We start from the raw sequence: 23,511 nt of genomic DNA, 5'->3' as shown, positions 1-23,511 counted from the left end.
TCGCTTAGTTGGCGGCAGCCTTGTTAGCCGCTCGCTCTTTGTCGACCAGTTTATCGGCCAGTTGCAGGGCTTGCTCGGCACCGCCGGCAGAGCCCACGTCAAAACGATACTTACCGTTGACGATCATGGTGGGTACGCCAGAAATCTCATATTTCTTGGCCAGCTCTTTGGCCTGGACAATTTTGCCCTTGATGGCGAAGGAGTTGTAGGTGGCCAGGAACTTGTCCTTGTCGACGCCCTGGGTGGCAAGGAATTCAGCCATCTCTTCCGGGGTGGTCAGTTTTTTGTGTTCTTTCTGGATCGCTTCGAACACTGCTGCGTGAACCTTGTGCTCGACGCCCATGGCTTCCAGGGTCAGGAACATCTGGCCGTGTGCGTCCCAAGGGCCGCCGAACATGGCCGGAATGCGCACGAAGTTGACATCGGATGGCAGCTTCTCGACCCATGGATTGATCACTGGCTCAAAAGCGTAGCAATGCGGGCAGCCATACCAGAACAGCTCCACGACTTCGATCTTGCCAGGCACGGCAACCGGAACCGGATTGGTCAGTTCGACATAAGGGGCGGCGGGTGCTTCGGCGGCTTGGGCAGTCATGCCGAACAGGCTGGCAGCGACGAGTGCGGCGCTGATGATCAGATTACGCATGCTTTACTCCTGGACAATTTTGGTCGCCTCGCGCGACCTGTTTTCAGACAGGTCCTGGCGGGCTTGAGTTCTGTAGTGTAACGGCAGCGGCCACAAAAAAGGGCGGCCTAAGCCACCCTTTTTATACTTGCTGCGACGGATTAATCGAGCGTTAACGTTGCAGGAGATGTTCATCGCACGCAACGCTCGATCAACGGGCCTTAGTGCAGGCCTTGAATGTAGCTGGACACGGCGGCGATATCTTCGTCGCTCAGTCGTTTGGCGATGGTCTGCATGGTTTTGGCATCACCATCGTTGGTGCGTCCGCCTTCTTCCTTGCGGAAGTCGGTCAGCTGCTTGGCGACGTATTGAGCGTGCTGGCCACCCAAGTGCGGGAAGCCGGCAGCGACGTTGCCTGCGCCATTCGGCGAGTGGCAACCGGTGCAGGCAGGCAAGCCTTTGGCCAGGTCGCCGCCACGGAACAGTGCTTCACCGCGAGCCACGATTTTAGGGTCGGCGGCGCCAACACTGCCGTTCTGCTTGGCGAAGTAGGCGGCGATATCAGCCAGGTCCTGGTCACTCAGGTTGGTCAGCAGGCCGGTCATTTCCAGAACGGTGCGCTTGCCCGACTTGATGTCGTGCAATTGCTTGGTCAGGTAGCGTTCACCCTGACCCGCCAGTTTCGGAAAGTTAGGCGCCATGCTGTTGCCATCCGGGCCATGACAGGCGCCACATACTGCGGCTTTCGCCTGACCAGCAGTCGCATCACCTGCAGCATGGGCAATGCCGGAGATCCCCACGGTCAACAGCAGACTCACGATCAATTTGTTCATCAGCTAATCCAACTACGGCTAAGGGTTAAAGAGTTATGGACCGGGATCACTCGCTCATCCAGTGGATGATGGCCTGGTAATCCTCGGCACTGCAGTCCATGCACAAACCACGCGGCGGCATCGCCTTGAAACCCTGGGTCACGTGTTGCACCAGCGTCTCCATACCTTTCGCCAACCTCGGCGTCCAAGCTTCCTGATCGCCTTTTTGGGGCGCCATGGGGAGTTGGCCGGAATGACAGGCACCACAAACACGGTTGTACACAGCTTCCGGATCCTGTGTAGCCTGAGCGCTGTAAAGCGGTATCAAGACACCGGCAGCTAGCAGCCATTTCGTCATAAAACGACCTTTTCAGGGTTGAGAGCGTTCTGCGTTCTAATGCGCAATCAAGGTCAATCGCTCTCGTGAACTTCATCCTACGCTGGGACAAAGCGCACACAAAATCTGCGGCATTATATACTGGCGTCACTGAAACGGAAACGACACCGCTTGCCGCGTCCATTCCCGGCGCCGCCCACATCGGAAATCCCATGCAACTCAAGAATCCCATCCTCGGCCTGTGCCAACAGTCCACCTTCATGCTCAGCGCTGCCAAAGTCGACCAATGCCCGGACGATGAAGGCTTTGAAGTGGCCTTCGCGGGCCGTTCCAACGCCGGCAAGTCCAGTGCGCTGAACACCCTGACGCACGCCAGTCTTGCGCGAACCTCGAAAACGCCGGGGCGCACGCAGCTCTTGAACTTCTTCAAGCTAGACGATGATCGTCGTCTGGTCGACCTTCCGGGGTACGGTTACGCAAAAGTACCCATTCCGTTGAAGCTGCACTGGCAGCGTCACCTGGAAGCGTACCTGGGCGGTCGCGAGAGTTTGAAAGGCCTGATCTTGATGATGGACATCCGTCATCCAATGACCGACTTCGACCTGTTGATGCTTGATTGGGCCGTCGCCGCCGGCATGCCGATGCATATTTTGCTGACCAAAGCCGACAAGTTGACGTACGGCGCAGCGAAAAACGTCTTGCTCAAAGTTCAGGCAGATATCCGCAAGGGCTGGGGGGATGCGGTCAGTATCCAGTTGTTCTCGGCGCCAAAACGCTTGGGCCTGGAAGACGCCTACACTGTACTGGCGGGCTGGATGGAGCTGGCGGACAAGGGTTCCGAGATTGCCGAGTAAGGCGTTCAGGCAAATCGCGGGCAAAAAAAACCCCGGACTTCTATGGGGAGGGGGAAGTTCCGGGGTCCAAGTTCCGGACCGCTAGGGCGGGGTCCAGATATCTGCCAACACTTAACACAACATAGGAGCATCGAAGGGCTTCACCAGCCATTCAGTAACTCTGAGTGGCGGTTGACGGAATTAGTTCCGAAGAAGTTCCAAATCCATTGGAAATAAGGCCAAGCATTTTTCGACATAATGGTGCTCCCTGTTTTTCTGCCGCGGCACTATGCCGCAGCAGAAAACGCCTGTTTAGACGGCTCAGTGAGCCTCATCCCAGTTATTTCCGACCCCAACCTCAACCAGAAGCGGCACGTCCAGCTTCGCCGCATCGCTCATGTGGACACGAATTTCTTCGCGAACCTGATCCACCAGGTCTTCACGCACCTCAAGCACCAATTCATCGTGCACCTGAAGGATGACTTTGGCGTCGAGCCCTGATGACGTCAGCCAGTTATCCACAGCCACCATGGCTTTCTTGATGATGTCCGCCGCCGTGCCTTGCATCGGGGCGTTGATCGCGGTGCGCTCGGCCCCTTTGCGCAAGGCCGGGTTTTTCGCGTTGATTTCCGGCAGGTACAGGCGACGGCCGAAGATCGTTTCAACGAAACCTTGCTCGGCCGCCTGGGCGCGCGTGCGCTCCATGTATTGCAGCACGCCTGGATAACGGGCGAAATAACGGTCGATGTAGGCCTGAGACTGTTTGCGATCCACGCCGATCTGCTTGGCCAGGCCAAACGCGCTCATGCCGTAGATCAAGCCGAAGTTGATCGCCTTGGCACTGCGGCGTTGATCGGTGGTGACGTCGGCCAGTTCCACGCCGAAAACTTCGGCGGCGGTGGCTTTGTGCACGTCCAGGTCATTGCGGAAGGCGTGCAGCAAGCCTTCGTCCTTGGCCAGGTGGGCCATGATCCGCAGTTCGATCTGCGAGTAGTCCGCCGCCAGCAATTTGTAGCCTGTAGGTGCAACAAACGCCTGACGAATACGACGGCCTTCGGCGGTGCGGATCGGAATGTTCTGCAGGTTCGGATCACTGGACGACAAACGTCCGGTCGCCGCGACAGCCTGATGATAGGACGTGTGAATCCGCCCGGTGCGCGGGTTGATCTGCTCCGGCAGCCGGTCGGTGTAGGTGCTTTTCAGCTTGCTCATCGAGCGGTACTGCATCAGCACCTTAGGCAGCGGGAAATCCTGCTCGGCCAGTTCCGCCAATACTGCTTCGGCTGTGGAGGCCTGGCCCTTGGCCGTTTTGCTGAGCACCGGCAGGCCGAGTTTTTCGTACAGGATCACGCCCAATTGCTTGGGCGAGCCGAGGTTGAACTCTTCCCCGGCGATGGCGAATGCCTCACGCTCGAGTGCGACCATCTTCTCGCCCAACTCCACGCTCTGAATGCCCAGCAGGTTGGCGTCGACCAACGCACCCTGGCGTTCGATCCGCGCCAGCACCGGCACCAGCGGCATTTCGATGTCGCTCAGGACTTTGCTCAGGCTCGGGATGGCGTTGAGTTTTTCCTGCAGGGTTTGGTGCAGGCGCAGGGTCACGTCGGCGTCTTCGGCGGCGTAAGGCCCGGCCAGCTCCAGAGAAATCTGGTCAAAGGTCAGCTGCTTGGCGCCTTTGCCGGCGATGTCCTGAAAACTGGTGGTGGTGTGATTCAGGTACTTGAGCGCCAGGCTGTCCATGTCGTGACGGGTCGCGGTGGAATCCAGCACGTAGGATTCGAGCATAGTGTCGAAAGCGATGCCCCGCACGGTGATGCCGCAGCTCTGATCACCGCCGATGGCGCAGTTGGCCAGGATGTTCATGTCGAACTTGGCGTGCTGGCCAACCTTGAGCTTGTTCGGGTCTTCCAGAATTGGCTTCAGCGCACGAAGTACGGTGTCACGGTCCAGTTGATCCGGCACGCCCATGTAGGAATGGGTCAGTGGGATGTAGGCCGCTTCGTTGGCTTGTACAGCGAAAGACAGGCCAACCAATTGCGCCTGTTGGGCATCGATGCCGGTGGTTTCGGTGTCGAAGGCGATCAGTTTGGCGTCGTTGAGCTTCTTCATCCACAGGTCGAAATCGGCCTGAGTCAGAATAGTGGTGTACTTCAGTTCGGTCTCGGCGGCGACTTCTTCAACTACCGGCGCGGTCACTTCCTGCCCGGAGCGCTTGGCGTCGCGCTGGTTGTCTTCGAACCAGCTTTTGAACTCCAGCAGGGTGTACAACTCAGCGAGCTTGTCATGATCCGGCTTGCCCATTTGCAGGTCATCGAGTTCGATGTCGAGCGGCACGTCGATCTTGATGGTTGCCAGTTGGTAGGAGAGGAAGGCCATCTCCTTGTGCTCTTCAAGCTTGGCCGGCAGGGTTTTCGCGCCGCGAATCGGCAGGGTCGGGACGATGTCGAGCTGTGCATACAGCTCGGTCAGGCCGCCATTTACGCCCACCAACAGGCCGGAAGCGGTCTTCGGGCCAATGCCCGGAACGCCCGGGATGTTGTCGGAAGAGTCGCCCATGAGGGCCAGATAATCGATGATCTGCTCGGGAGCGACGCCGAATTTCTCCTTCACGCCCTCCACGTCCATGCTGCTACCGGTCATGGTGTTGACCAAGGTAATGTGGCCGTCGACCAGTTGCGCCATGTCCTTGTCGCCGGTGGAGATGATCACCGGGCGATCCGCTGCCGCGCTGCTGCGGGCCAGGGTGCCGATCACGTCATCGGCCTCGACACCTTCGACGCACAGCAGCGGGAAGCCCAAAGCGATCACGCTCTGGTGCAGCGGCTCGATTTGCACGCGCATGTCGTCGGGCATACTTGGGCGGTTGGCCTTGTACTCGGCGAACATCTCGTCGCGGAACGTCCCGCCTTTGGCGTCGAACACCACGGCAAAGGGACTGTCCGGGTACTGCTTGCGCAGACTCTTGAGCATATTCAGCACACCTTTGACCGCACCGGTCGGCAAACCTTTGGAAGTGGTCAGCGGCGGCAGGGCGTGAAAGGCGCGGTACAGGTAAGAAGAACCGTCCACCAGGACGAGGGGGGCTTGGCTCATGAGCAGGATCAACCTTTTCGGCGGGGCCGGCGCTAGAATAGCGGGACCGTTGACGACAAAGGGACAAGGTTATCATGCGCACACTAAATCGCCTGTTGCTGGCTGGCTTGTTTGCAACTGTTCCATTGACTGTCATGGCGGCGGGCGATGTTTCAAAGTCCGAGCCAGAAGTCACGATCCACACGGAAGGGGACAAGGTCATTCAGGAGTACCGTCAAAACGGTTTCCTGTATGCGATCAAGGTCACGCCGAAGGGCGCACCGCCGTATTTTCTGGTGCGCGCGGACGGGACGGACGCAAACTTCATCCGCTCGGATCAACCGGATATGCTGATTCCGGCGTGGAAAATTTTTGAGTGGAAGTAGTTTCTTAATTTCAATCGGCGCCGGCTCACGAGCAGCGCCCGTACTGGCAGTTTAAACATGTCTGTGTTCACCCCCCTGGCTCGGCCCGAGCTGGAAGCTTTTCTCGCCCCTTATGGCCTCGGCCGCCTGCTTGATTTCCAGGGGATTGCTGCCGGTAGCGAAAACACCAATTTCTTTATCAGCCTGGAGCAGGGCGAATTCGTCCTGACCCTGGTCGAGCGCGGTCCGGTCGATGAAATGCCGTTCTTCATTGAGCTGCTCGACGTCCTGCACGAGGCCGATTTGCCGGTGCCTTACGCCCTGCGCACCACCGACGGTGTTGCCCTGCGCGAACTGGCCGGCAAGCCTGCACTGCTGCAACCGCGACTGGCCGGCAAGCACGTCAAACAGGCCAACGCGCAGCACTGTGCGCAGGTCGGCGAGTTGCTTGCCCACCTGCATCTGGCAACCCAGGCCAACATGATCAAGCGCAAAACCGATCGTGGCCTGGACTGGATGCTGGAGGAGGGCACGCAGTTTCTCTCCCATCTGAATGCCGAGCAAAGCGATCTGTTGAAACGGGCGCTAGATGAAATCGCCGAGCAGAAGGAAAAAATTCTGGCGTTGCCGCGGGCCAATATCCACGCCGACCTGTTTCGCGATAATGCGATGTTCGAAGGCACGCACCTGACCGGGTTGATCGACTTCTACAACGCCTGCTCGGGGCCGATGCTCTACGACGTGGCGATTGCCTTGAACGACTGGTGTTCGGACGACGACGGGTTGATCGACGGGCCGCGGGCGCGGGCATTACTGGGGGCTTATGCAGCGTTGCGTCCGTTCACGGCGGCGGAAGCGGAGCTGTGGCCGACGATGCTGCGCGTGGCGTGCGTGCGGTTTTGGTTGTCGCGGTTGATCGCGGCAGAGTCTTTTGCCGGGCAGGACGTGTTGATTCACGACCCGATGGAGTTTCAGTTGCGGTTGGCGCAGCGGCAGAAGGTCAGCACACTGCTGCCGTTTGCCCTTTAAAGACAGAACTGCAAATCCCCTGCGGGAGCGAGCTTGCTCCCACAGGTTTTGTGTTGGTTACAACGACTCCAGACACCCAGCCAAATCATTTCCCAGCTTCTCCAGCACCTGCTCATACCCCTGAGCGGTCGCTGGCGTGTACCCGCCCAGCGCATCCAGTTCCGCCAGCTTTACCGGCAAACCCGCGACCAACGTCTCTGCCAGACGCGGGCGCAACGGAGGTTCGCTGAATACGCAGGTCTTGCCGACTTCCTGCAGCCGCGCGCGCATGGCTGCGACGTGTTGGGCTCCCGGCTGGACTTCTGCCGCGACACTGAATACGCCGGTGTGTTTCAGGCCATAGGCGTCTTCAAAATAGTCGAACGCTTCGTGAAACACGAAGTACGGTTTGCCCACGATTCCTGCCAGCCGCGTTTTTAAACGCAGGTCCAACGCATCCAGACGTTCATCGAACGCCTTGAGGTTGCTCTGATAACGCTCTGCATTGGCCGGATCTGCCGCACTCAAATCAGCGGCCATTTTCGCGGCAATCACCCGGGCATTCACCGGGGACAGCCACAAATGCGCGTCCAGGCTGCCTGGGCGGTGATCGTGGTCATGCTCATCGGCTTCTTCTGCATGGGACTGACTGTCTTCGGCGAATCGACGCAATGTCAGGCCCGGCAAATCCTGCACCGCGATGCTCGGCAGCGTACGACCCTTCAGCACGCGCGGCAGGAAACCTTCCATGTCCGGACCGATCCAGTACAGCAGATCGACCGATTGCACTTTCCGTACGTCGGAAGGGCGCAAGGCGTAGTTATGCGGCGAAGCTCCCGGCGGTAGCAACGCTTCCGGAATCGCTACGCCATCCTGCACCGCAGCGGCAATCAACTGCAGGGGCTTGATGCTGGTGAGGACTTTGACCTCGGCGTGGACCGAACCGATCAGCAGAAAACTGGCGACAAATGCAACAAAGATAGAAAAAAGTCGGGACACGATGACCACTCGAAGAGGCGAGAACGGGTAACATAATAACGTCTCTCACAAAACTCGTCGCCGCTCATGCCTAAAACACCGATTGCCAGCCGTCCCCACGACCACTCTCATTGCGTGCATAGCGCTCTGTCTGAGGCGGATGCCCTGTGCGCACGTCAGGGGCTGCGCCTGACCGCTTTGCGCCGACGGGTGCTGGAACTGGTGTGGCAAAGCCACAAACCGCTGGGTGCCTACGACATCCTCGCGGTGCTCAGTGAACAGGATGGCCGCCGCGCCGCGCCGCCCACCGTGTACCGCGCGCTGGATTTCCTTTTGGAAAACGGCCTCGTACACCGTATCTCGTCGCTGAACGCCTTCGTCGGCTGCAATCACCCAGGCCATGCCCATCAAGGGCAGTTCCTGATTTGCCGCGAATGCCACGCCGCCATTGAGCTCGAACAGCAATCCATCAGCGACGCCATTGTTGGCAGCGCCAAGGATGTGGGATTTATCGTCGAAGGCCAGACCGTCGAAGTGGTCGGTCTCTGCTCGGGTTGCCAGGGGGCTTGATGAGCAACGCGCTGATCCGCCTCGAGCAGGTTGCCGTCACGTTTGCCGGGCAATCCGTGCTGGATAACATCGCCCTGAGCGTCGAGCCGGGGCAGATCGTTACCCTGATCGGCCCTAACGGCGCCGGCAAGACCACGCTGGTGCGCGCGGTGCTTGGGCTGTTGAAGCCGGACAGCGGCACGGTTTGGCGCAAGCCGAAACTGCGTGTGGGTTACATGCCGCAAAAACTTCACGTCGACCCAACCCTGCCGCTCTCGGTGCTGCGCTTCTTGCGTCTGGTGCCAGGCGTGGACCGGGCCATGGCCTTGTCCGCGCTCAAGGAAGTCGGCGCCGAACAGGTGATCGACAGCCCGGTGCAAAGTGTTTCCGGCGGTGAAATGCAACGCGTGCTGCTGGCCCGGGCGCTGCTGCGCGAGCCGGAGCTGCTGGTGCTCGACGAGCCGGTGCAAGGCGTCGACGTCGCCGGCCAGGCTGAACTCTATAGCCTGATCACACGGCTGCGCGACCGTCACGGCTGCGGCGTGCTGATGGTTTCCCATGATCTGCACCTGGTGATGAGCACTACCGACCAAGTGGTTTGCCTCAATCGCCATGTCTGCTGCTCCGGCCATCCGGAGCAAGTCAGTGGCGATCCGGCTTTCGTCGAGCTGTTCGGCAAGAACGCCCAAAGCCTGGCGATTTATCACCACCACCACGACCACGCCCACGACCTGCATGGCTCGGTGGTGACTGCGGCCTCGGCGGCCCAACCCCACGTACACGGAGATAGCTGCAAGCATGGCTGATTTTCTGCTCTACGCCCTGCTTGCAGGTTTAGCTTTGGCGCTGGTGGCGGGCCCGCTGGGTTCGTTCGTGGTCTGGCGGCGCATGGCTTATTTCGGCGACACCTTGTCGCACGCGGCCCTGCTCGGCGTAGCGCTGGGATTCTTGCTGGACGTCAGCCCGACCGTTGCGGTAACCGTAGGCTGCTTGCTGTTGGCAGTGCTGCTGGTGACGTTGCAACAACGCCAACCGCTGGCGTCTGACACCCTTTTGGGAATTCTCGCACCGAGCACGCTCTCTCTGGGCCTGGTGGTACTAAGCTTCATGCACGAAGTGCGGATCGACCTGATGGCGTATCTGTTCGGCGACTTGCTGGCGATCAGTCCGACCGACCTGGTCTGGATCCTCGGCGGCAGCGCGGCGGTACTGGCGCTGTTGGTGGCGCTGTGGCGGCCGTTACTGGCCATCACGGTGCACGAAGAGTTGGCCAGGGTCGAAGGGTTGCCGGTGGCGTCGCTGCGCCTGGCGCTGATGTTGCTGATCGCCGTGGTGATCGCGGTGGCGATGAAAATCGTCGGCGTTTTGCTGATTACGTCGCTGTTGATCATCCCCGCGGCTGCGGCACAACGTCACGCCCGGTCACCGGAACAGATGGCAGTGGGCGCGAGCCTGCTGGGCATGCTCGCGGTCTGTGGCGGGTTGGCACTGTCGTGGTTCAAGGACACACCGGCCGGCCCCTCGATTGTTGTGACGGCGGCCGCACTGTTTCTGCTGAGTTTTGTCCTGCCCCGTCGAGGGGTGTAGACTTGCTCGTTTTTTGCGCAAATAGAGAGTCGCAGGAATGAAGCCGTTCGCCTCACGTTATCTGCTCCTTGTCGCATTTTCCTTGCTGCTGGGCGCCTGCCAAAGCACGCCACCGGCGACCACCGAGTCCACGGATGCGCGCGCTACGGCCATCGCACAGCTGCAACAAAGCCTCGCCAGCAACGAGTTGGCCACCGCCGAAGATCAACTGGCCGCCTTGCAGTCCCTGTCCCCCAACGATCAATCCCTTGAGCAATACCAACGGCAACTGGCCGAAGCCTATCTGCGCCGTAGCCAGATCGTGTTGCAAAAAGGTGATGTGAATGCCGCCGCCACTGCGTTGAGCCGTGCTCGGGTCCTGATGCCGAAAGCACCGGCGCTGACCGGTGGAGTGAACAACGCCATCGTCACGGCTCGCAAAGCCGAGCTGGATAAAGCGGAAGCCGATCTGAGAGCCGCTGAAGCCAAACCTCAGGCGAAGGTAATTGATCCGACGGCTGAAAGCACCACGGTTGCGTTAAATCTCAACGATATGGCGAAACTTCGTCGTCAACTGGATGCCATCGCCGCCGATGTGGTGAACTATCAGTGCGACGTGAGCATTCAGGCGCCACGCACCGATGATTACCCTTGGCTCGCCACGTTGCTGACCAAGCGGGTGAAGAAACTCGATCCCGACTTCGATCTGAAGCTGGAAAAGCAGATCCTGCGCAACATTCCGGCGCAAATGGTTCTGAGTCCCCGTAAACCCTAAAAGCATCGCGAGCAGGTTCACTCCTACATGGGTCACAAAACTCCTGTAGAAGTGAGCCTGCCCGCGATAGCGTTCTAACTACTGATACCAATCCTCAAGCCGGAATCGCTTTAGCCTTAGGCTCCCGATCCCAAACCCGATGCTGCCCGATCGCCGCAAAAAACGGCTTGATCAACTTCGCATCCGCCCCAACGATCAGCCCCGCATCAACCTCCAGCTTCAACACGTCCAGCAACTGCTTCGCCTCGCCATGCAGCGCAATGGCCTTCAAGTGCTTGTACGCCTCCAGCAGGTAATGCAACGCCACGCCATCACCGCTCAATGCCTTGATCGACGCTGCACCACCCGGCACAAACACCGCATCAAACGCCACTGAAGGCAGACCTTCCATCGACGCATCCACCGGCAACGTTTTCCCATCGGCGGTTTTTACGGGTGCGGAGGTCGGCCCCAGCAATTTGGCGTGCGCGCCTTCGGCCTGCAGTGCCTTCTTCATCGCATCAATCGCTGCACTATCGACACCGTTGGCTGCAAGAATCGCCACTTTGCGGGTTTTGATGTTGCCCGGCAGCAAATTGGCCTGACTCAGGGCCGGCGATCGCTCCAGAGATGTTTTTGGCACCTCCACCGTCCCGGCTTTTGGCGCGGGCAAGCCAAGATTGGCGGCCACGCGTTTCGCCAGTTCCAGATCGATGTTGGCGAGGATCTCGTTCACCTCGCGCGCCCGAATGGCCTCACGCTCCACCTTGCCGAGCTCAAAGCTGTACGCCGAGATGATGTGTTCCTGCTCGTGCTGGCTCATGCTGTGGAAAAACAGCCGCGCCTGGGAGAAGTGGTCGCCGAACGATTCGCTGCGCTGGCGGATCTTGTTGGCGTCGATCCGCTCCGGATAACTCTCGAAACCGCCATCTTGCGCGGCGGGCGGTGTTTCTTTCGGCCAGCCGCCGTCAATGGAGTTCGGTTCGTACGCTGCGCGCCCCTTGTCGATGGTGGTGCGGTGCATCGCATCGCGCTGACCGTTATGGAACGGCGCCACCGGCCGGTTGATCGGGATCTCGTGAAAGTTTGGCCCGCCAAGTCGGCTAATCTGCGTATCGGTGTAGGAAAACAGCCGACCTTGCAGCAATGGATCGTTGGAGAAATCGATCCCCGGCACGATATGGCCCGGGCAGAACGCGACTTGCTCGGTTTCGGCGAAGAAGTTGTCCGGGTTGCGGTTGAGCACCATTTTGCCCAGCGGCGTGATGGGAACGGTTTCTTCGGGAATCAGTTTGGTGGGGTCGAGGATGTCGAAATCGAAACTGTGTTCGTTTTCCTCTTCGATGATCTGCACGCCCAGCTCCCACTCCGGGTAATCGCCCATCTCAATGGCTTCCCAGAGATCGCGACGGTGGAAGTCGGTGTCTTTGCCGGCCAGCTTCTGCGCCTCGTCCCACACCAGCGAACACGTGCCGGCAGTAGGGCGCCAGTGGAATTTGACGAAGCGCGATTTGCCTTCGGCGTTAATCAGCCTAAACGTGTGCACGCCGAAGCCCTGCATGCTGCGCAGGCTTTTCGGGATGGCCCGGTCGGACATGGCCCAGATCACCATGTGCGCCGATTCCGGCACCAAAGAGACGAAGTCCCAGAATGTATCGTGAGCCGAGCCGCCAGTAGGAATCTCGTTATGCGGCTCCGGCTTCACGGCGTGTACGAAGTCCGGAAACTTGATCGCGTCCTGGATGAAGAACACCGGCATGTTATTGCCGACCAGATCGAAGTTGCCTTCGTCGGTGAAGAACTTCACGGCGAAACCTCGAACGTCCCGCACCGTATCGCCTGAGCCGCGTGGACCCTGCACCGTGGAAAAGCGTGTGAATACTGGCGTCTTCTTGCCCGGATCCTGCAGGAAACCGGCCTTGGTCAGCACAGAATGGTTTTCGTACGTCTGGAAGTAACCATGCGCCCCGGTCCCGCGGGCATGGACGATGCGCTCGGGAATGCGCTCATGGTCAAAGTGCGTGATTTTCTCACGCATGATGAAGTCTTCCAGCAGCGAAGGCCCGCGGGCGCCGACTTTCAGGGTGTTCTGATTGTCCGAAACCTTTACGCCCTGGTTGGTGCGCAGGGCCTGTTCAGTGGCGTCGGAGCGAAATTTCTCCAGGCTGTCGAGCTTGGTATTGGTGTTGCCGCGGTCCAGGGTGTCGGTACCGGCCAATGCGCTTTTACCGGGGGCAGGCTTCTTGATACTCATCAGGCTAAACTCCTCGTTGCGATTCCCGCCGTAGCCAGGATTCTTGTGCATTCCCCAGGCACGGCACCGGGGGCGTTTTCGAGTTGCCTTATTAGTGACTGATGGGGTTTTTAGCCGTTCCTTTTTTATGACCTTTGATCGCGTTATTGCCAAATCGAAGGTTGAATGCGGAATAAATGCTAATAACCTCTATACGGACAGGCTAAAATGCGCGCCCGGCTAACCGCTGATCCTTTTCTAACGCGCCCCACAAGGTTCGCTACGTGATCGAGTTTCAAAACGTCCATAAAACCTACCGCGTTGCCGGTAAGGATATTCCCGCCCTGCATCCGACCAGTCTGACGATTGAGAACGGTCAGGTCTTCGGCCTGATCGGCCATTCCGGCGCGGGAAAAAGTACCCTGCTGCGTCTGATCAATCGCCTGGAGAACTCCAGCGGCGGCAAGATTTTCGTCGACGGCGAAGAAGTCACTGCGCTGGATGCCAACAGCCTGCGCCGCTTCCGTCAGCAAGTCGGGATGATTTTCCAGCACTTCAACCTGTTGGCGTCCAAGACAGTGGCCGACAACGTCGCATTGCCGCTGACCCTGGCCGGCGAACTGTCGCGCAGCGAGATTGATCTGCGGGTGGCCGAGTTGCTGGCGCGGGTGGGTTTGTCCGACCATGCCAGGAAGTACCCGGCGCAGTTGTCCGGTGGCCAGAAGCAGCGCGTCGGCATTGCCCGCGCCCTGGCGACCAAACCAAAAATCCTGCTGTGCGACGAAGCCACCAGCGCCCTCGATCCGCAGACCACTGCGTCGGTCCTGCAATTGCTGGCCGAGATCAACCGCGAGCTGAAACTGACCATCGTCCTGATCACCCACGAGATGGACGTGATCCGCCGTGTTTGCGATCAGGTGGCGGTGATGGACGCCGGTGTGATCGTCGAGCAAGGTTCGGTGGCCGAGGTGTTTCTGCACCCGAAACACCCGACCACCAAGCGCTTTGTGCAGGAAGACGAGCAGATCGACGAAAGCGAGCAGCGCGATGACTTCGCCCATGTGCCGGGCCGCATCGTGCGTCTGACCTTCCAGGGCGAAGCGACCTACGCGCCGTTGCTGGGTACCGTCGCCCGGGAAACCGGTGTGGACTACAGCATTCTGGCCGGTCGTATCGACCGCATCAAAGACGTCCCTTACGGGCAACTCACTTTGGCCGTCACCGGTGGCGACATGGACGCGGCGTTTGCCCGTTTCACCGCGGCTGATGTCCACATGGAGGTGCTGCGCTAATGGAAGCCCTGACTGCGTTCTTTGCCAATATCGACTGGTTCGAAATCTGGCTGGCCACCGGCGACACCTTGCTGATGCTCGGTGGTTCGTTGTTGTTCACCGTGTTGCTCGGCTTGCCGCTGGGCGTGCTGCTGTTCCTGTGCAGCCCGCGGCAATTGCTGGAAGCCAAAGGCGTCTACGCGATGCTGTCGCTGGTGGTGAACATCCTGCGTTCGCTGCCCTTCATCATCCTGCTGATCGTGATGATTCCGTTCACCGTGTTGATCACCGGTACATCGCTGGGTGTCGCCGGTGCGATCCCGCCGCTGGTGGTAGGCGCTACGCCGTTCTTCGCCCGCCTGGTGGAAACCGCGCTGCGTGAAGTGGATCGCGGCATCATCGAAGCGACCCAGGCCATGGGCGCGACGACGCGCCAGATCATCACCAATGCCTTGCTGCCAGAGGCCCGTCCGGGCATCTTCGCGGCGATTACGGTGACGGCGATTACACTGGTGTCCTACACGGCCATGGCCGGTGTGGTCGGCGCTGGTGGTCTGGGTGACCTGGCGATCCGCTTCGGCTACCAACGTTTCCAGACCGACGTCATGGTGGTGACGGTGGTGTTGCTGCTGGTGCTGGTCCAGGTGCTGCAAACCGTTGGTGACAAATTGGTTGTCCATTTTTCCAGAAAATAAACAGTACCCGTAAATAAGTCATGAGCCGGCCATTCGCTGGCAGGCGCCAAACGGGCGCCGCAAGCGGGTGGCTCATATGGAGTTAGCTGAATGAAGAAACTACTCGTCGCGTTCGCTGCCGTTGCAGCCTTTTCCGCCCACGCCGACACCCTGACGGTCGCGGCGACCCCGGTCCCGCACGCAGAAATCCTCGAATTCGTGAAACCGGCCCTGGCCAAAGAAGGCGTGGACTTGAAGGTTAAAGTCTTCACCGACTACATTCAGCCGAACGTGCAGGTGGCGGAAAAACGTCTGGACGCCAACTTCTTCCAGCACCAACCGTACCTCGATGAGTTCAACAAGGCCAAGGGCACCCACCTGGTTGCGGTTGCCGGTGTTCACATTGAGCCGTTGGGCGCTTACTCCAGCAAGTACAAGGCACTGACCGAATTGCCGGGCGGCGCCAACGTGGTGATCCCGAACGACGCCACCAACGGCGGCCGTGCGCTGTTGCTGCTGGCGAAGGCTGGCCTGATCAAGTTGAAGGATTCGAACAACATCCTGTCGACCACCAAGGACATCACCGAAAACCCCAAGGACCTGAAATTCCGTGAACTGGAAGCCGCGACCATCCCGCGCGTGCTGACCCAGGTCGACCTGGCGCTGATCAACACCAACTACGCGCTGGAAGCCAAGCTCGATCCGTCCAAGGACGCATTGGTCATCGAAGGCAGCGACTCGCCTTACGTGAACATCCTGGTGGCTCGTCCGGACGACAAGGACAGCGATGCGATGAAGAAACTGGTTGCTGCGCTGCACAGCCCGGAAGTCAAAGCCTTCATTCTTGAGAAGTACAAAGGCGCGGTATTGCCGGCGTTCTGATCTGAAGCTTTAACAAAAATGGGGCGCATTGAATGCGCCCCATTTTTTATGCCTGCAACACGGACCCTGTGGAGCGAGCTTGCTCGCGATGGCGGCTTAACAGTCGACGAAGATATTGAATGGACCGGCCCCATCGCGAGCAAGCTCGCTCCCACAGGGGTATGTGTCGTGCCGAGCTATTTGCGGTTCAGCATCACCGGCAACTGCGCCACCAATTTCACATTGTTCAACGGTGCCCGAATAAACCCGCGCTGCGTCCCGTCCGGCCCGATCACCGCCAGATTGCCGCTGTGATCCACCGTGTAATTGGGCTTGCTGGTGTCCGCCGGAATGAATGGAATGCTCACTGCATTGGCCAGCTTCTGAATGTCATCCACCGACGAGGCGGTCAGGCCTTTGAACTGCGGATCGAAGTAGCCCAGGTATTGCTTGAGCTGAGCCGGGGTATCACGGTTCGGGTCGACGCTGACCAGGATGACCTGCATCTTGGCCGCCGCTTCCGGTGGCAACTCGCTCTTGATCTGGCGCAATTGGGCGAGGGTGGTCGGGCAGATGTCCGGGCAGAAGGTGTAGCCGAAGAACAGCAGGCTCCACTTGTCTTTCAGCTGATTGACCGTCACCGGATTGCCGTCCTGATCGGTCATCTTCACGTCCGGCAGATTGCGGCTTTGCGGCAGCAGGATAATGCCCGCATCGATCAGCGCCGTCGGATCACCCTGGCCTTTACCGGACAGCACTTTGTTGATGGTCAGGCCCAGGACCAGTGCGATCAGGGCCACGAGAATGAAGACGGTTTTCTGGGTTCGAGTCATAGGTTCAACAGTAAGTAGTGGTCTACGAGCAGCGCGATAAACAGCAGGAACAAGTAGTAAATAGAGTACTTGAACGTGTTGATCGCCGCGTGCGGCCGAGTGCCACGGTACAGCACCACGGCCCATTGCAGAAACCTTGCGCCCAGCCCCAGCGCGCAAATCAGGTACAGCATGCCGCTCATGTGGATCACGTAGGGCATCAGGCTGACGGCCAGCAAGGCGAAGGTATAAAGCAGGATGTGAACCTTGGTGTAGTGCTCGCCGTGGGTCACCGGCAGCATGGGAATGTCGGCCTTGGCGTATTCCTCTTTGCGGTGGATCGCCAGGGCCCAGAAATGCGGCGGGGTCCAGGCGAAGATGATCAGCACCAGCAGCAGCGGTTCGGCACTGACATGCCCGGTGGCGGCAGTCCAGCCAAGCAGCGGCGGGGCAGCCCCGGCCAGGCCGCCGATGACGATGTTCTGCGGCGTCGCGCGTTTCAGAAAGCCGGTATAGACCACCGCATAGCCGAGCAGCGAAGCGAGGGTCAGCCAGGCCGTCAGCGCATTGGTGAACGCGAGCAGCACGGCTTGGCCCAGCACGGCCAATACCAACGCAAACGTCAGTGCCGCCGCCGGTGACACGCGGCCTTCGGCCAACGGGCGTTTATGTGTGCGGGCCATCACCGCATCGATGCGCCGGTCCACCACATGGTTGACCGCCGCCGCGCCACCGGCACATAACGCAATCCCCAGATTGCCGAACACCAGCACCGTCCACGGCACTCCGGCGCGAGTCGCGAGGAACATGCCGACCAGCGAGGTGATGAGCATCAGCACCACCACTTTCGGCTTGGTCAGCTCCAGATAGTCGCGCCAGATTGCCTGACTGTGACGTTCGCCGATCAGAGTCGCCATGGCATCTCTCCTTTTATTGTTATGGGCCCGGCCGAGTGTTTACGCGCCCTGAACCGCCAGCGCGCAGGGGATTGCTGCTTGACCCGAACCAGACTGGTTCGTGCGTGATAATTGACCAGCACCATCGTCAGCAAGAGGGCTGCACCGCCCGCATTGTGGGCGACGGCCACCGGCAGCGGCAGATGGAACAGCACGTTGCTGATCCCGAGGGTGACTTGAGTGGCGAGTGCAATCAGCACCAGCCCCGCGAGGCGTGTCATGCCGACAACTTTCAGCTGCCAGGCGAGCCCGAGCAGCACGAGGGTCACCAGCAGCGCGCCGATTCGGTGGGTGAGGTGAATCGCGGTGCGGGCGTCGCTGTCCAGTTGCCCGCCGAGATAGTTCGGGCCGATGTGCTGAGTCAGGTGGAAGCCGTTGGCGAAATCAGCCGGTGGAATCCACTGTCCATGGCAGGTCGGGAAATCGATGCAGGCCACGGCGGCATAGTTGGAGCTGACCCAGCCGCCGAGGGCGATTTGCAGGATCACCAGCAACAACCCGGCCGTCGCCCAATACTGCAAACGACGTGGCACGGTCAGCGCCGGCAGCACGCCGGACAACCTCAAAGTCAGTAGAAACAGCAGACTCAGCGTGGCAAAGCCGCCGAGCAAATGCCCGGTCACCACCTGCGGCCAGAGTTTGAGCGTCACCGTCCACATGCCGAACGCGGCTTGGGCGAACACCACCGCCAGCAGGAATAGCGGCAGCTTGAGCGGCTGCCCCGGATGACGACGATGCACCCAGGCGCGACCGGCCAGCACGGCGATCAGCATCCCCAGCGTGCCGGCAAAGTAACGGTGGATCATCTCGTTCCAGCCCTTGTGGGCCACCACGGGTGTATCGGGAAAATGCAGTTCGGCATGGGCCAGTTGGGCTTCGCTTTTCGGCACGCTGATAAAACCGTAGCAACCCGGCCAGTCAGGGCAGCCGAGGCCGGCGTGGGTCAGGCGAGTGTAGGCGCCGAGCAGCACCACAATCAGTGCCAGCAAAGTGGCAAACAGCGCAAGGCGAAATCCAGGTTTGGCCATGACGATGCCCTTATCCGATGTTCGACAGTTTCAGCAGATGACGCAGGTCGTTGAGCAGGTCTTTACCCTTCACCGTCGGGTCATAGCGCAGCACCAGATTGCCGTGCGGGTCGATGATCCACAGTTGCGGGACAGTGTTGTCGCCCATCGTCTTGCTGAACGTGGTGAGGTCCATGGGGTAGCGTTGCAGTTGCGGATATTCGCGGGTCAGCTTGGCGTCGTAATCCGCCGTCAGGGGTTGCGTGGTGGCCAACGCGTGGCTGGCACGAGAAGCATCGCGGCCGAGACCGATCTGAATCTGCCGCGCGAGGTACACCAGTTGCTGGCAATCCACGGAACACTCTTTCGGCGCCGTCACCAACATCTGCCAGCGATCCTCCTGAGCCTGCACACCGAGGTCGGTCCGGGTCTGGCCGTTGCCGATCAGTTCGCCGTGGTAGCTGCGCCCGTCCGGCACCCAGAACTGCAATTTGTACATGCCGGTGGCGAGGATCATCGGACCGATGACCCCGAGCAAAATCAGCAGCAGCTGCAAGCGACCCTTGCGTCGACTCGCCGGCGTTTTCGCCTCAGACATGCTGGGTGGATTCATGGCCGCTCCCATGGTGTTTCTCCTTTGCGTTGTGCCAGCCGAGATAGAGATAGAGGCCGAACAGGGCGATCGACAGGGCGAACCACTGCACGGCATAAGCGATGTGTTTTTCCGGGCCCATGGCGACGACGGGCCAATCGGCCTGGTATGTCACGGGACCCGTTTCTGCGCGTAATTCGTATGTAAACCCTTCACGGCCCAGCGCGGTCCAGAGTTTCGATGGCTCGACGGCAGTGACTAACTCTGGCCATGTGGTGACGCTCGGATCGCTCTGTAATTGAAAGGTCGCGCCGGGGGAAACGTAGACCCAGGCATCCAGGCTCAACGCCTGAGTCGGCGTGGTGAACTGCGGCGGCGTGCGCCGGTCCGGCCAGGGCAGCCAGCCGCGATTGACCAGCAACCAGAGTCCGGTCGCCTGGTCCTGAAACGGTTGCAGCAGCTCGACGCCGACCTTGCCGTCGCGCTGACGGTTGTCCAGCAACAGACTGTGCGCGGCGTCGAACTGGCCATGTAGGCGAACGCGGCGAAAGGCCGGGTCTTCGGTGTGCTGCAGTTCGGTGCTGGCCATCGGCTCGGCGGCACGGCGCTCGGCGTAGCTTGGCAGCAGCGCGCTTTTCTCCGCGCCCCGGCTCAGTTGCCAGAACCCGAGCGACACCAGCAGCGGCAGCAACAGGGCGACCACCAGTGTCGGCACGATGCCCGGCCGAAAGCGCTTCATGGCGTGGCCAAAAAGTCGTGAGTCGCGATAGCTATACTCAAGTGCATCGCCTTTCCCCCCGGAGTCTCACCATGCTCAAAGCAGCCATCGTCCTGATGCTGATTGCCACGGTTGTCAGCCTGTTCAGCGGCCTGTTTTTTTTGGTCAAGGACGACAGCAGCTCAAACCGCCTCGTCATTGCCTTGAGTGTTCGTGTTGCCCTGGCCGCCACCACCGTCGGCTTGATCGCCTGGGGTTTCTACAGCGGCCAGTTGGTCTCTACGGCGCCTTGGTAAGGCCTCAAAGCACGTAGACGAAAACGAACAAACCGATCCACACCACGTCCACGAAGTGCCAGTACCAACTCGCCGCCTCGAAGCCGAACTGGTGCTCGTTATCGAAGTGCCCGCGCATGATCCGCATCAGCATCACGAACAGGATGATGGTGCCGATGGTCACGTGGGCGCCGTGGAAACCGGTGAGCATGAAGAACGTCGCACCGTAGATGCCCGAACCCAGGGTCAGGCCCAGTTCGTGGTAGGCATGCATGTACTCTTCAGCCTGGAACCCGAGGAATGCGCAGCCCAGCAATACGGTGATCGCCAGCCAGATTTTCAGCGCGCCGCGATGACCTTTCTTCAGCGCGTGGTGGGCAATGGTTACGGTCACGCTGGAGCTCACCAGCAAAATGGTATTGAGCAGCGGAAGGCCCCACGGGCTGATGACTTCCTTGGGCGGCGGAAAGAGTTTCGGGTCCGGGGTGTGCAGCAGCGGCCAGGTGAACTGGAAGTTCGGCCACAGCATGTGGGCGATGCCTTTCGGGCCTTCGCCGCCGAGTGCGGGACCCGAGATGTGCCGTACATAAAACAGCGCACCGAAGAAGGCGATGAAGAACATCACTTCCGAGAAGATGAACCAGCTCATGCCCCAGCGGAAAGAACGGTCCATCTGTGCACTGTACAACCCCGCGCGACCTTCCTTGATCACCGTGCCGAACCAGCCGAACAGCATGTACGCCAGCAACAGGCCGCCGACGAAAAAGATCAGCGGGCCGTGGGATTCCGGGCGTGCGGCTTTCAGATCATTGAACCAGGTGGCCAGGCCGAACACGGTGGTGAGCATGCCGAACGTGGCGATGATCGGCCATTTGCTCTGGGCCGGTACGTAATAGTGTTCATGAGTTGCCATTTATTGTTCTCCTTATCGGGCACGCATTGGCGCCTAGCCACCGGTACTGGCGGCAACCGCCACGGGTGGATGGCGTGCGGTGATATCGAACAGCGTGTAAGACAGCGTCAGGTGCTTCACATCCTTGGGCATGTCACGGTCAACGATGAAACGTACCGGCATCTCGATCCGTTGACCGGGCTGCAGCACTTGCTGGGTAAAACAAAAACATTCGGTCTTGTGGAAGTACGCCGCCGCGGTGCTGGGCGCGATGCTCGGCACGGCCTGGGCGCTCATCGGCTTGTCGGTCGGGTTGTGCGCGATGAAAATCATCTCGTTCACCGCTCCCGGATGGGCCGTCAGCTCTTCACTCTTTGGATAGAAATCCCAAGGCATGTCAGCGGTGTTGGTCGACAGGAACTGCACGCGCACTTGCCGCGACGTGTCGACCGTTTGCTCGCCCTCGTACTGCCCGGCAGTCTTGCCGTTAATGCCGAACGCCTTGCACATCACGTCGTAGATCGGCACCAGGGCAAACCCGAAGACAAACATCGCCACCACGACCAGCAACAGGCGGGTGACCAGTTTTTTCATCGAAATCGAGTCAGCCATGGTTTCCAACCTCAGCGCCAAACCCTGTGGGAGCGAGCTTGCTCGCGATAGCGGTGCATCGGGCACACCGCGTCGCCTGAATCGCGAGCAGGCTCACTCCTACAGAGGTCGGGGCGTTCATTTCACTTCCGGCGGCGTGGTGAAGGTGTGATACGGCGCCGGTGACGGAATGCTCCACTCCAGGCCTTCCGCCCCATCCCACGGTTTGGCCGGTGCTGGCGGGCCGCCGCGAATAGTCTTGATCACGATGAACAGGAAGAAGATCTGCGTCGCACCGAACATGAACGCGCCAATCGACGACACCATGTTGAAGTCGGCGAATTGCAGGTTGTAGTCCGGAATCCGTCGCGGCATGCCCGCCAGCCCCACGAAGTGCATCGGGAAGAACGCCATGTTCATGCCGATGAACGAGAGCCAGAAGTGCAGTTTGCCGAGCGTCTCGTCGTACATGTGGCCGGTCCACTTCGGCATCCAGTAATACGCTGAGGCGAAGATCCCGAAGATCGCCCCCGGCACCAGTACGTAGTGGAAGTGCGCGACCACGAAGTAGGTGTCCTGGTACTGGAAGTCCGCCGGGGCGATGGCCAGCATCAACCCGGAGAAACCGCCGATGGAGAACAGGATCACGAAGGCCACGGCAAACAGCATTGGCGTTTCGAAGGTCAGCGAGCCTTGCCACATGGTGCTGGCCCAGTTGAACACCTTCACCCCGGTCGGCACCGCGATCAGCAGCGTCGCGTACATGAAGAACAGCTCGCCCACCAACGGAATGCCGACCACAAACATGTGGTGCGCCCAGACGATGAACGACAGGAACGCGATGCTCGCCGTCGCATAGACCATCGAGGTGTAGCCGAACAGCGGCTTGCGCGAGAAGGTTGGGATGATCGAGCTGACGGCACCGAAGGCCGGCAGGATCATGATGTACACCTCGGGGTGACCGAAGAACCAGAACACGTGCTGGAACAACACCGGGTCACCGCCACCGGCGGCACTGAAGAAACTGGTGCCGAAGTGGATGTCCATCAGCATCATCGTCACGCACCCGGCCAGTACCGGCATCACCGCGATCAGCAGGAACGCAGTGATCAGCCAGGTCCAGACGAACAGCGGCATTTTCATCAGCGTCATGCCGGGGGCGCGCAGGTTGAGGATGGTCGCGATCACGTTGATCGCACCCATGATCGAACTGATCCCCATCAAGTGGATGGCGAAGATGAAGAACGTCACGCTTTCCGGCGCGTAGGTCGTCGACAGCGGGGCGTAGAAGGTCCAGCCGAAGTTCGGACCGCCACCGGGGGTGAACAGGGTCGACACCAACAGGATGAACGCCGCCGGCAACAGCCAGAAGCTGAAGTTGTTCATCCGTGGCAGGGCCATGTCCGGCGCGCCGATCATCAACGGGATCATCCAGTTGGCGAGGCCGACGAAGGCCGGCATCACCGCACCGAAGACCATCACCAGGCCGTGCATGGTGGTCATCTGGTTGAAGAACGCCGGCTCGACGATTTGCAGCCCTGGCTGGAACAGTTCGGCGCGGATCACCATGGCGAACGAGCCGCCCAGCAGGAACATGGAGAACGCAAACCACAAGTACAGCGTTCCGATGTCTTTGTGGTTGGTGGTCAGCACCCAGCGCATCAGGCCTTTGGCGGGGCCGTGGGCGTGGTCGGCGTGACCGTGGTCATCGATAACAGCGCTCATGGCCT

Annotated in this window: 25 protein-coding genes; 11 read left to right on the top strand and 14 right to left on the bottom strand. The window is 60.0% G+C overall.

Going from position 1 to position 23,511, the window contains the following annotated elements:
* Positions 1-4: 4 nt before the first annotated feature.
* The 3 genes from NL116_RS31725 to NL116_RS31715 all read right to left on the bottom strand — a co-directional run bounded on the left by NL116_RS31725 (position 5) and on the right by NL116_RS31715 (position 1,795).
* Positions 5-646, bottom strand: a complete 642-nt coding sequence (locus NL116_RS31725; protein ID WP_494375467.1) for a thiol:disulfide interchange protein DsbA/DsbL — start codon at positions 644-646, stop codon at positions 5-7.
* 200 nt (positions 647-846) lie between these two features.
* The gene (locus NL116_RS31720; RefSeq protein WP_027926153.1) at positions 847-1,458 is read right to left on the bottom strand and encodes a c-type cytochrome; all 612 of its coding nucleotides are present in this window, start codon (positions 1,456-1,458) and stop codon (positions 847-849) included.
* Positions 1,459-1,504: 46 nt separating this feature from the next.
* Positions 1,505-1,795, bottom strand: a complete 291-nt coding sequence (locus NL116_RS31715) for a c-type cytochrome (RefSeq protein WP_027926152.1) — start codon at positions 1,793-1,795, stop codon at positions 1,505-1,507.
* Positions 1,796-1,986: 191 nt separating this feature from the next.
* On the opposite strand from NL116_RS31715, the gene yihA reads away from it, so the two are divergent.
* Positions 1,987-2,628, top strand: a complete 642-nt coding sequence (gene yihA / locus NL116_RS31710) for a ribosome biogenesis GTP-binding protein YihA/YsxC (RefSeq protein WP_494375466.1) — start codon at positions 1,987-1,989, stop codon at positions 2,626-2,628.
* A 300-nt stretch (positions 2,629-2,928) separates the two neighbouring features.
* Here the strand turns inward: yihA and polA are convergent, their stop codons facing one another.
* Entirely contained in the window at positions 2,929-5,700 is a 2,772-nt protein-coding gene (gene polA, locus NL116_RS31705) for a DNA polymerase I (RefSeq protein WP_494375465.1), read from the bottom strand.
* A 74-nt stretch (positions 5,701-5,774) separates the two neighbouring features.
* Between polA and NL116_RS31700 the strand changes: the two genes are divergently transcribed.
* Together NL116_RS31700 and NL116_RS31695 are read left to right on the top strand one after the other, a co-directional pair.
* Complete coding sequence (locus NL116_RS31700; protein ID WP_494375464.1) at positions 5,775-6,065, top strand: DUF2782 domain-containing protein; 291 nt, start codon at positions 5,775-5,777, stop codon at positions 6,063-6,065.
* Between the two features lie 57 nt (positions 6,066-6,122).
* On the top strand, positions 6,123-7,073 hold the full coding sequence (locus NL116_RS31695; RefSeq protein WP_494375463.1) for a homoserine kinase: 951 nt from the start codon (positions 6,123-6,125) through the stop codon (positions 7,071-7,073).
* Positions 7,074-7,130: 57 nt separating this feature from the next.
* On the opposite strand, the gene NL116_RS31690 is transcribed toward NL116_RS31695, so the two are convergent.
* Positions 7,131-8,051 (bottom strand): zinc ABC transporter substrate-binding protein, encoded by a 921-nt coding sequence (locus NL116_RS31690; protein ID WP_494375462.1) that lies wholly within the window; start codon positions 8,049-8,051, stop codon positions 7,131-7,133.
* A 66-nt stretch (positions 8,052-8,117) separates the two neighbouring features.
* On the opposite strand from NL116_RS31690, the gene zur reads away from it, so the two are divergent.
* From zur to NL116_RS31670, 4 genes are read left to right on the top strand one after another with little or no spacing between them, the layout of a single operon-like run.
* Positions 8,118-8,600 carry a zinc uptake transcriptional repressor Zur gene (gene zur, locus NL116_RS31685; RefSeq protein ID WP_494375461.1) on the top strand — a complete coding sequence of 161 codons (483 nt, stop codon included), beginning with the start codon at positions 8,118-8,120 and terminating at the stop codon, positions 8,598-8,600.
* Complete coding sequence (znuC, locus tag NL116_RS31680) at positions 8,600-9,385, top strand: zinc ABC transporter ATP-binding protein ZnuC (protein ID WP_494375460.1); 786 nt, start codon at positions 8,600-8,602, stop codon at positions 9,383-9,385. The genes zur and znuC overlap by 1 nt, the downstream gene beginning before the upstream one ends.
* Positions 9,378-10,166, top strand: a complete 789-nt coding sequence (gene znuB, locus NL116_RS31675; protein WP_494375459.1) for a zinc ABC transporter permease subunit ZnuB — start codon at positions 9,378-9,380, stop codon at positions 10,164-10,166. The genes znuC and znuB overlap by 8 nt, the downstream gene beginning before the upstream one ends.
* Positions 10,167-10,203: 37 nt before the next feature.
* Entirely contained in the window at positions 10,204-10,920 is a 717-nt protein-coding gene (locus NL116_RS31670) for a PA5502 family lipoprotein (RefSeq protein ID WP_494375458.1), read from the top strand.
* A 94-nt stretch (positions 10,921-11,014) separates the two neighbouring features.
* On the opposite strand, the gene katE is transcribed toward NL116_RS31670, so the two are convergent.
* On the bottom strand, positions 11,015-13,153 hold the full coding sequence (gene katE / locus NL116_RS31665) for a catalase HPII (RefSeq protein ID WP_494375457.1): 2,139 nt from the start codon (positions 13,151-13,153) through the stop codon (positions 11,015-11,017).
* A 263-nt stretch (positions 13,154-13,416) separates the two neighbouring features.
* On the opposite strand from katE, the gene NL116_RS31660 reads away from it, so the two are divergent.
* The 3 genes from NL116_RS31660 (at position 13,417) to NL116_RS31650 (ending at position 15,959) form a co-directional block, all read left to right on the top strand.
* Positions 13,417-14,424 (top strand): methionine ABC transporter ATP-binding protein, encoded by a 1,008-nt coding sequence (locus NL116_RS31660; RefSeq protein ID WP_123433290.1) that lies wholly within the window; start codon positions 13,417-13,419, stop codon positions 14,422-14,424.
* Entirely contained in the window at positions 14,424-15,098 is a 675-nt protein-coding gene (locus tag NL116_RS31655; RefSeq protein WP_027926140.1) for a methionine ABC transporter permease, read from the top strand. The genes NL116_RS31660 and NL116_RS31655 overlap by 1 nt, the downstream gene beginning before the upstream one ends.
* A 90-nt stretch (positions 15,099-15,188) precedes the next feature.
* Entirely contained in the window at positions 15,189-15,959 is a 771-nt protein-coding gene (locus NL116_RS31650; RefSeq protein ID WP_494375456.1) for a MetQ/NlpA family ABC transporter substrate-binding protein, read from the top strand.
* Positions 15,960-16,135: 176 nt separating this feature from the next.
* Here the strand turns inward: NL116_RS31650 and NL116_RS31645 are convergent, their stop codons facing one another.
* From NL116_RS31645 to NL116_RS31625, 5 genes are read right to left on the bottom strand one after another with little or no spacing between them, the layout of a single operon-like run.
* A complete protein-coding gene (locus tag NL116_RS31645; protein ID WP_310262989.1) occupies positions 16,136-16,771 on the bottom strand; it encodes an SCO family protein in 636 nt (211 codons plus the stop codon).
* Positions 16,768-17,667: a heme o synthase gene (gene cyoE / locus NL116_RS31640; protein WP_059181881.1), complete on the bottom strand. Its 900-nt coding sequence runs from the start codon at positions 17,665-17,667 to the stop codon at positions 16,768-16,770. Before cyoE ends, NL116_RS31645 begins: the two co-directional genes overlap by 4 nt.
* The gene (locus NL116_RS31635; protein WP_494375455.1) at positions 17,655-18,734 is read right to left on the bottom strand and encodes a COX15/CtaA family protein; all 1,080 of its coding nucleotides are present in this window, start codon (positions 18,732-18,734) and stop codon (positions 17,655-17,657) included. Before NL116_RS31635 ends, cyoE begins: the two co-directional genes overlap by 13 nt.
* A gap of 10 nt (positions 18,735-18,744) precedes the next feature.
* Positions 18,745-19,338 (bottom strand): PA_0111/PP_0108 family redox-active disulfide protein, encoded by a 594-nt coding sequence (locus NL116_RS31630; RefSeq protein ID WP_494375454.1) that lies wholly within the window; start codon positions 19,336-19,338, stop codon positions 18,745-18,747.
* On the bottom strand, positions 19,304-20,044 hold the full coding sequence (locus NL116_RS31625) for an SURF1 family protein (protein WP_494375453.1): 741 nt from the start codon (positions 20,042-20,044) through the stop codon (positions 19,304-19,306). The genes NL116_RS31630 and NL116_RS31625 overlap by 35 nt, the downstream gene beginning before the upstream one ends.
* 71 nt (positions 20,045-20,115) lie before the next feature.
* Here NL116_RS31625 and NL116_RS31620 point away from each other — a divergent pair, with 71 nt between their 5' ends.
* A complete protein-coding gene (locus NL116_RS31620) occupies positions 20,116-20,319 on the top strand; it encodes a twin transmembrane helix small protein (RefSeq protein WP_027926133.1) in 204 nt (67 codons plus the stop codon).
* 4 nt (positions 20,320-20,323) lie between these two features.
* On the opposite strand, the gene NL116_RS31615 is transcribed toward NL116_RS31620, so the two are convergent.
* From NL116_RS31615 to ctaD, 3 genes are all read right to left on the bottom strand, one after another.
* The gene (locus NL116_RS31615; protein WP_123433297.1) at positions 20,324-21,211 is read right to left on the bottom strand and encodes a cytochrome c oxidase subunit 3; all 888 of its coding nucleotides are present in this window, start codon (positions 21,209-21,211) and stop codon (positions 20,324-20,326) included.
* A gap of 33 nt (positions 21,212-21,244) precedes the next feature.
* Positions 21,245-21,802 carry a cytochrome c oxidase assembly protein gene (locus NL116_RS31610; protein ID WP_027926131.1) on the bottom strand — a complete coding sequence of 186 codons (558 nt, stop codon included), beginning with the start codon at positions 21,800-21,802 and terminating at the stop codon, positions 21,245-21,247.
* A 117-nt stretch (positions 21,803-21,919) separates the two neighbouring features.
* Positions 21,920-23,506, bottom strand: coding sequence for a cytochrome c oxidase subunit I (gene ctaD / locus NL116_RS31605; protein ID WP_123433299.1), 1,587 nt, complete (start codon positions 23,504-23,506; stop codon positions 21,920-21,922).
* Positions 23,507-23,511 lie beyond the last annotated feature (5 nt).

It is taken from the genome of Pseudomonas sp. FBCC-B1667 (genome assembly GCF_059133255.1).
Note: the sequence above shows the minus strand (reverse complement) of the source record. Positions and strands in the feature narration are given on the sequence as shown.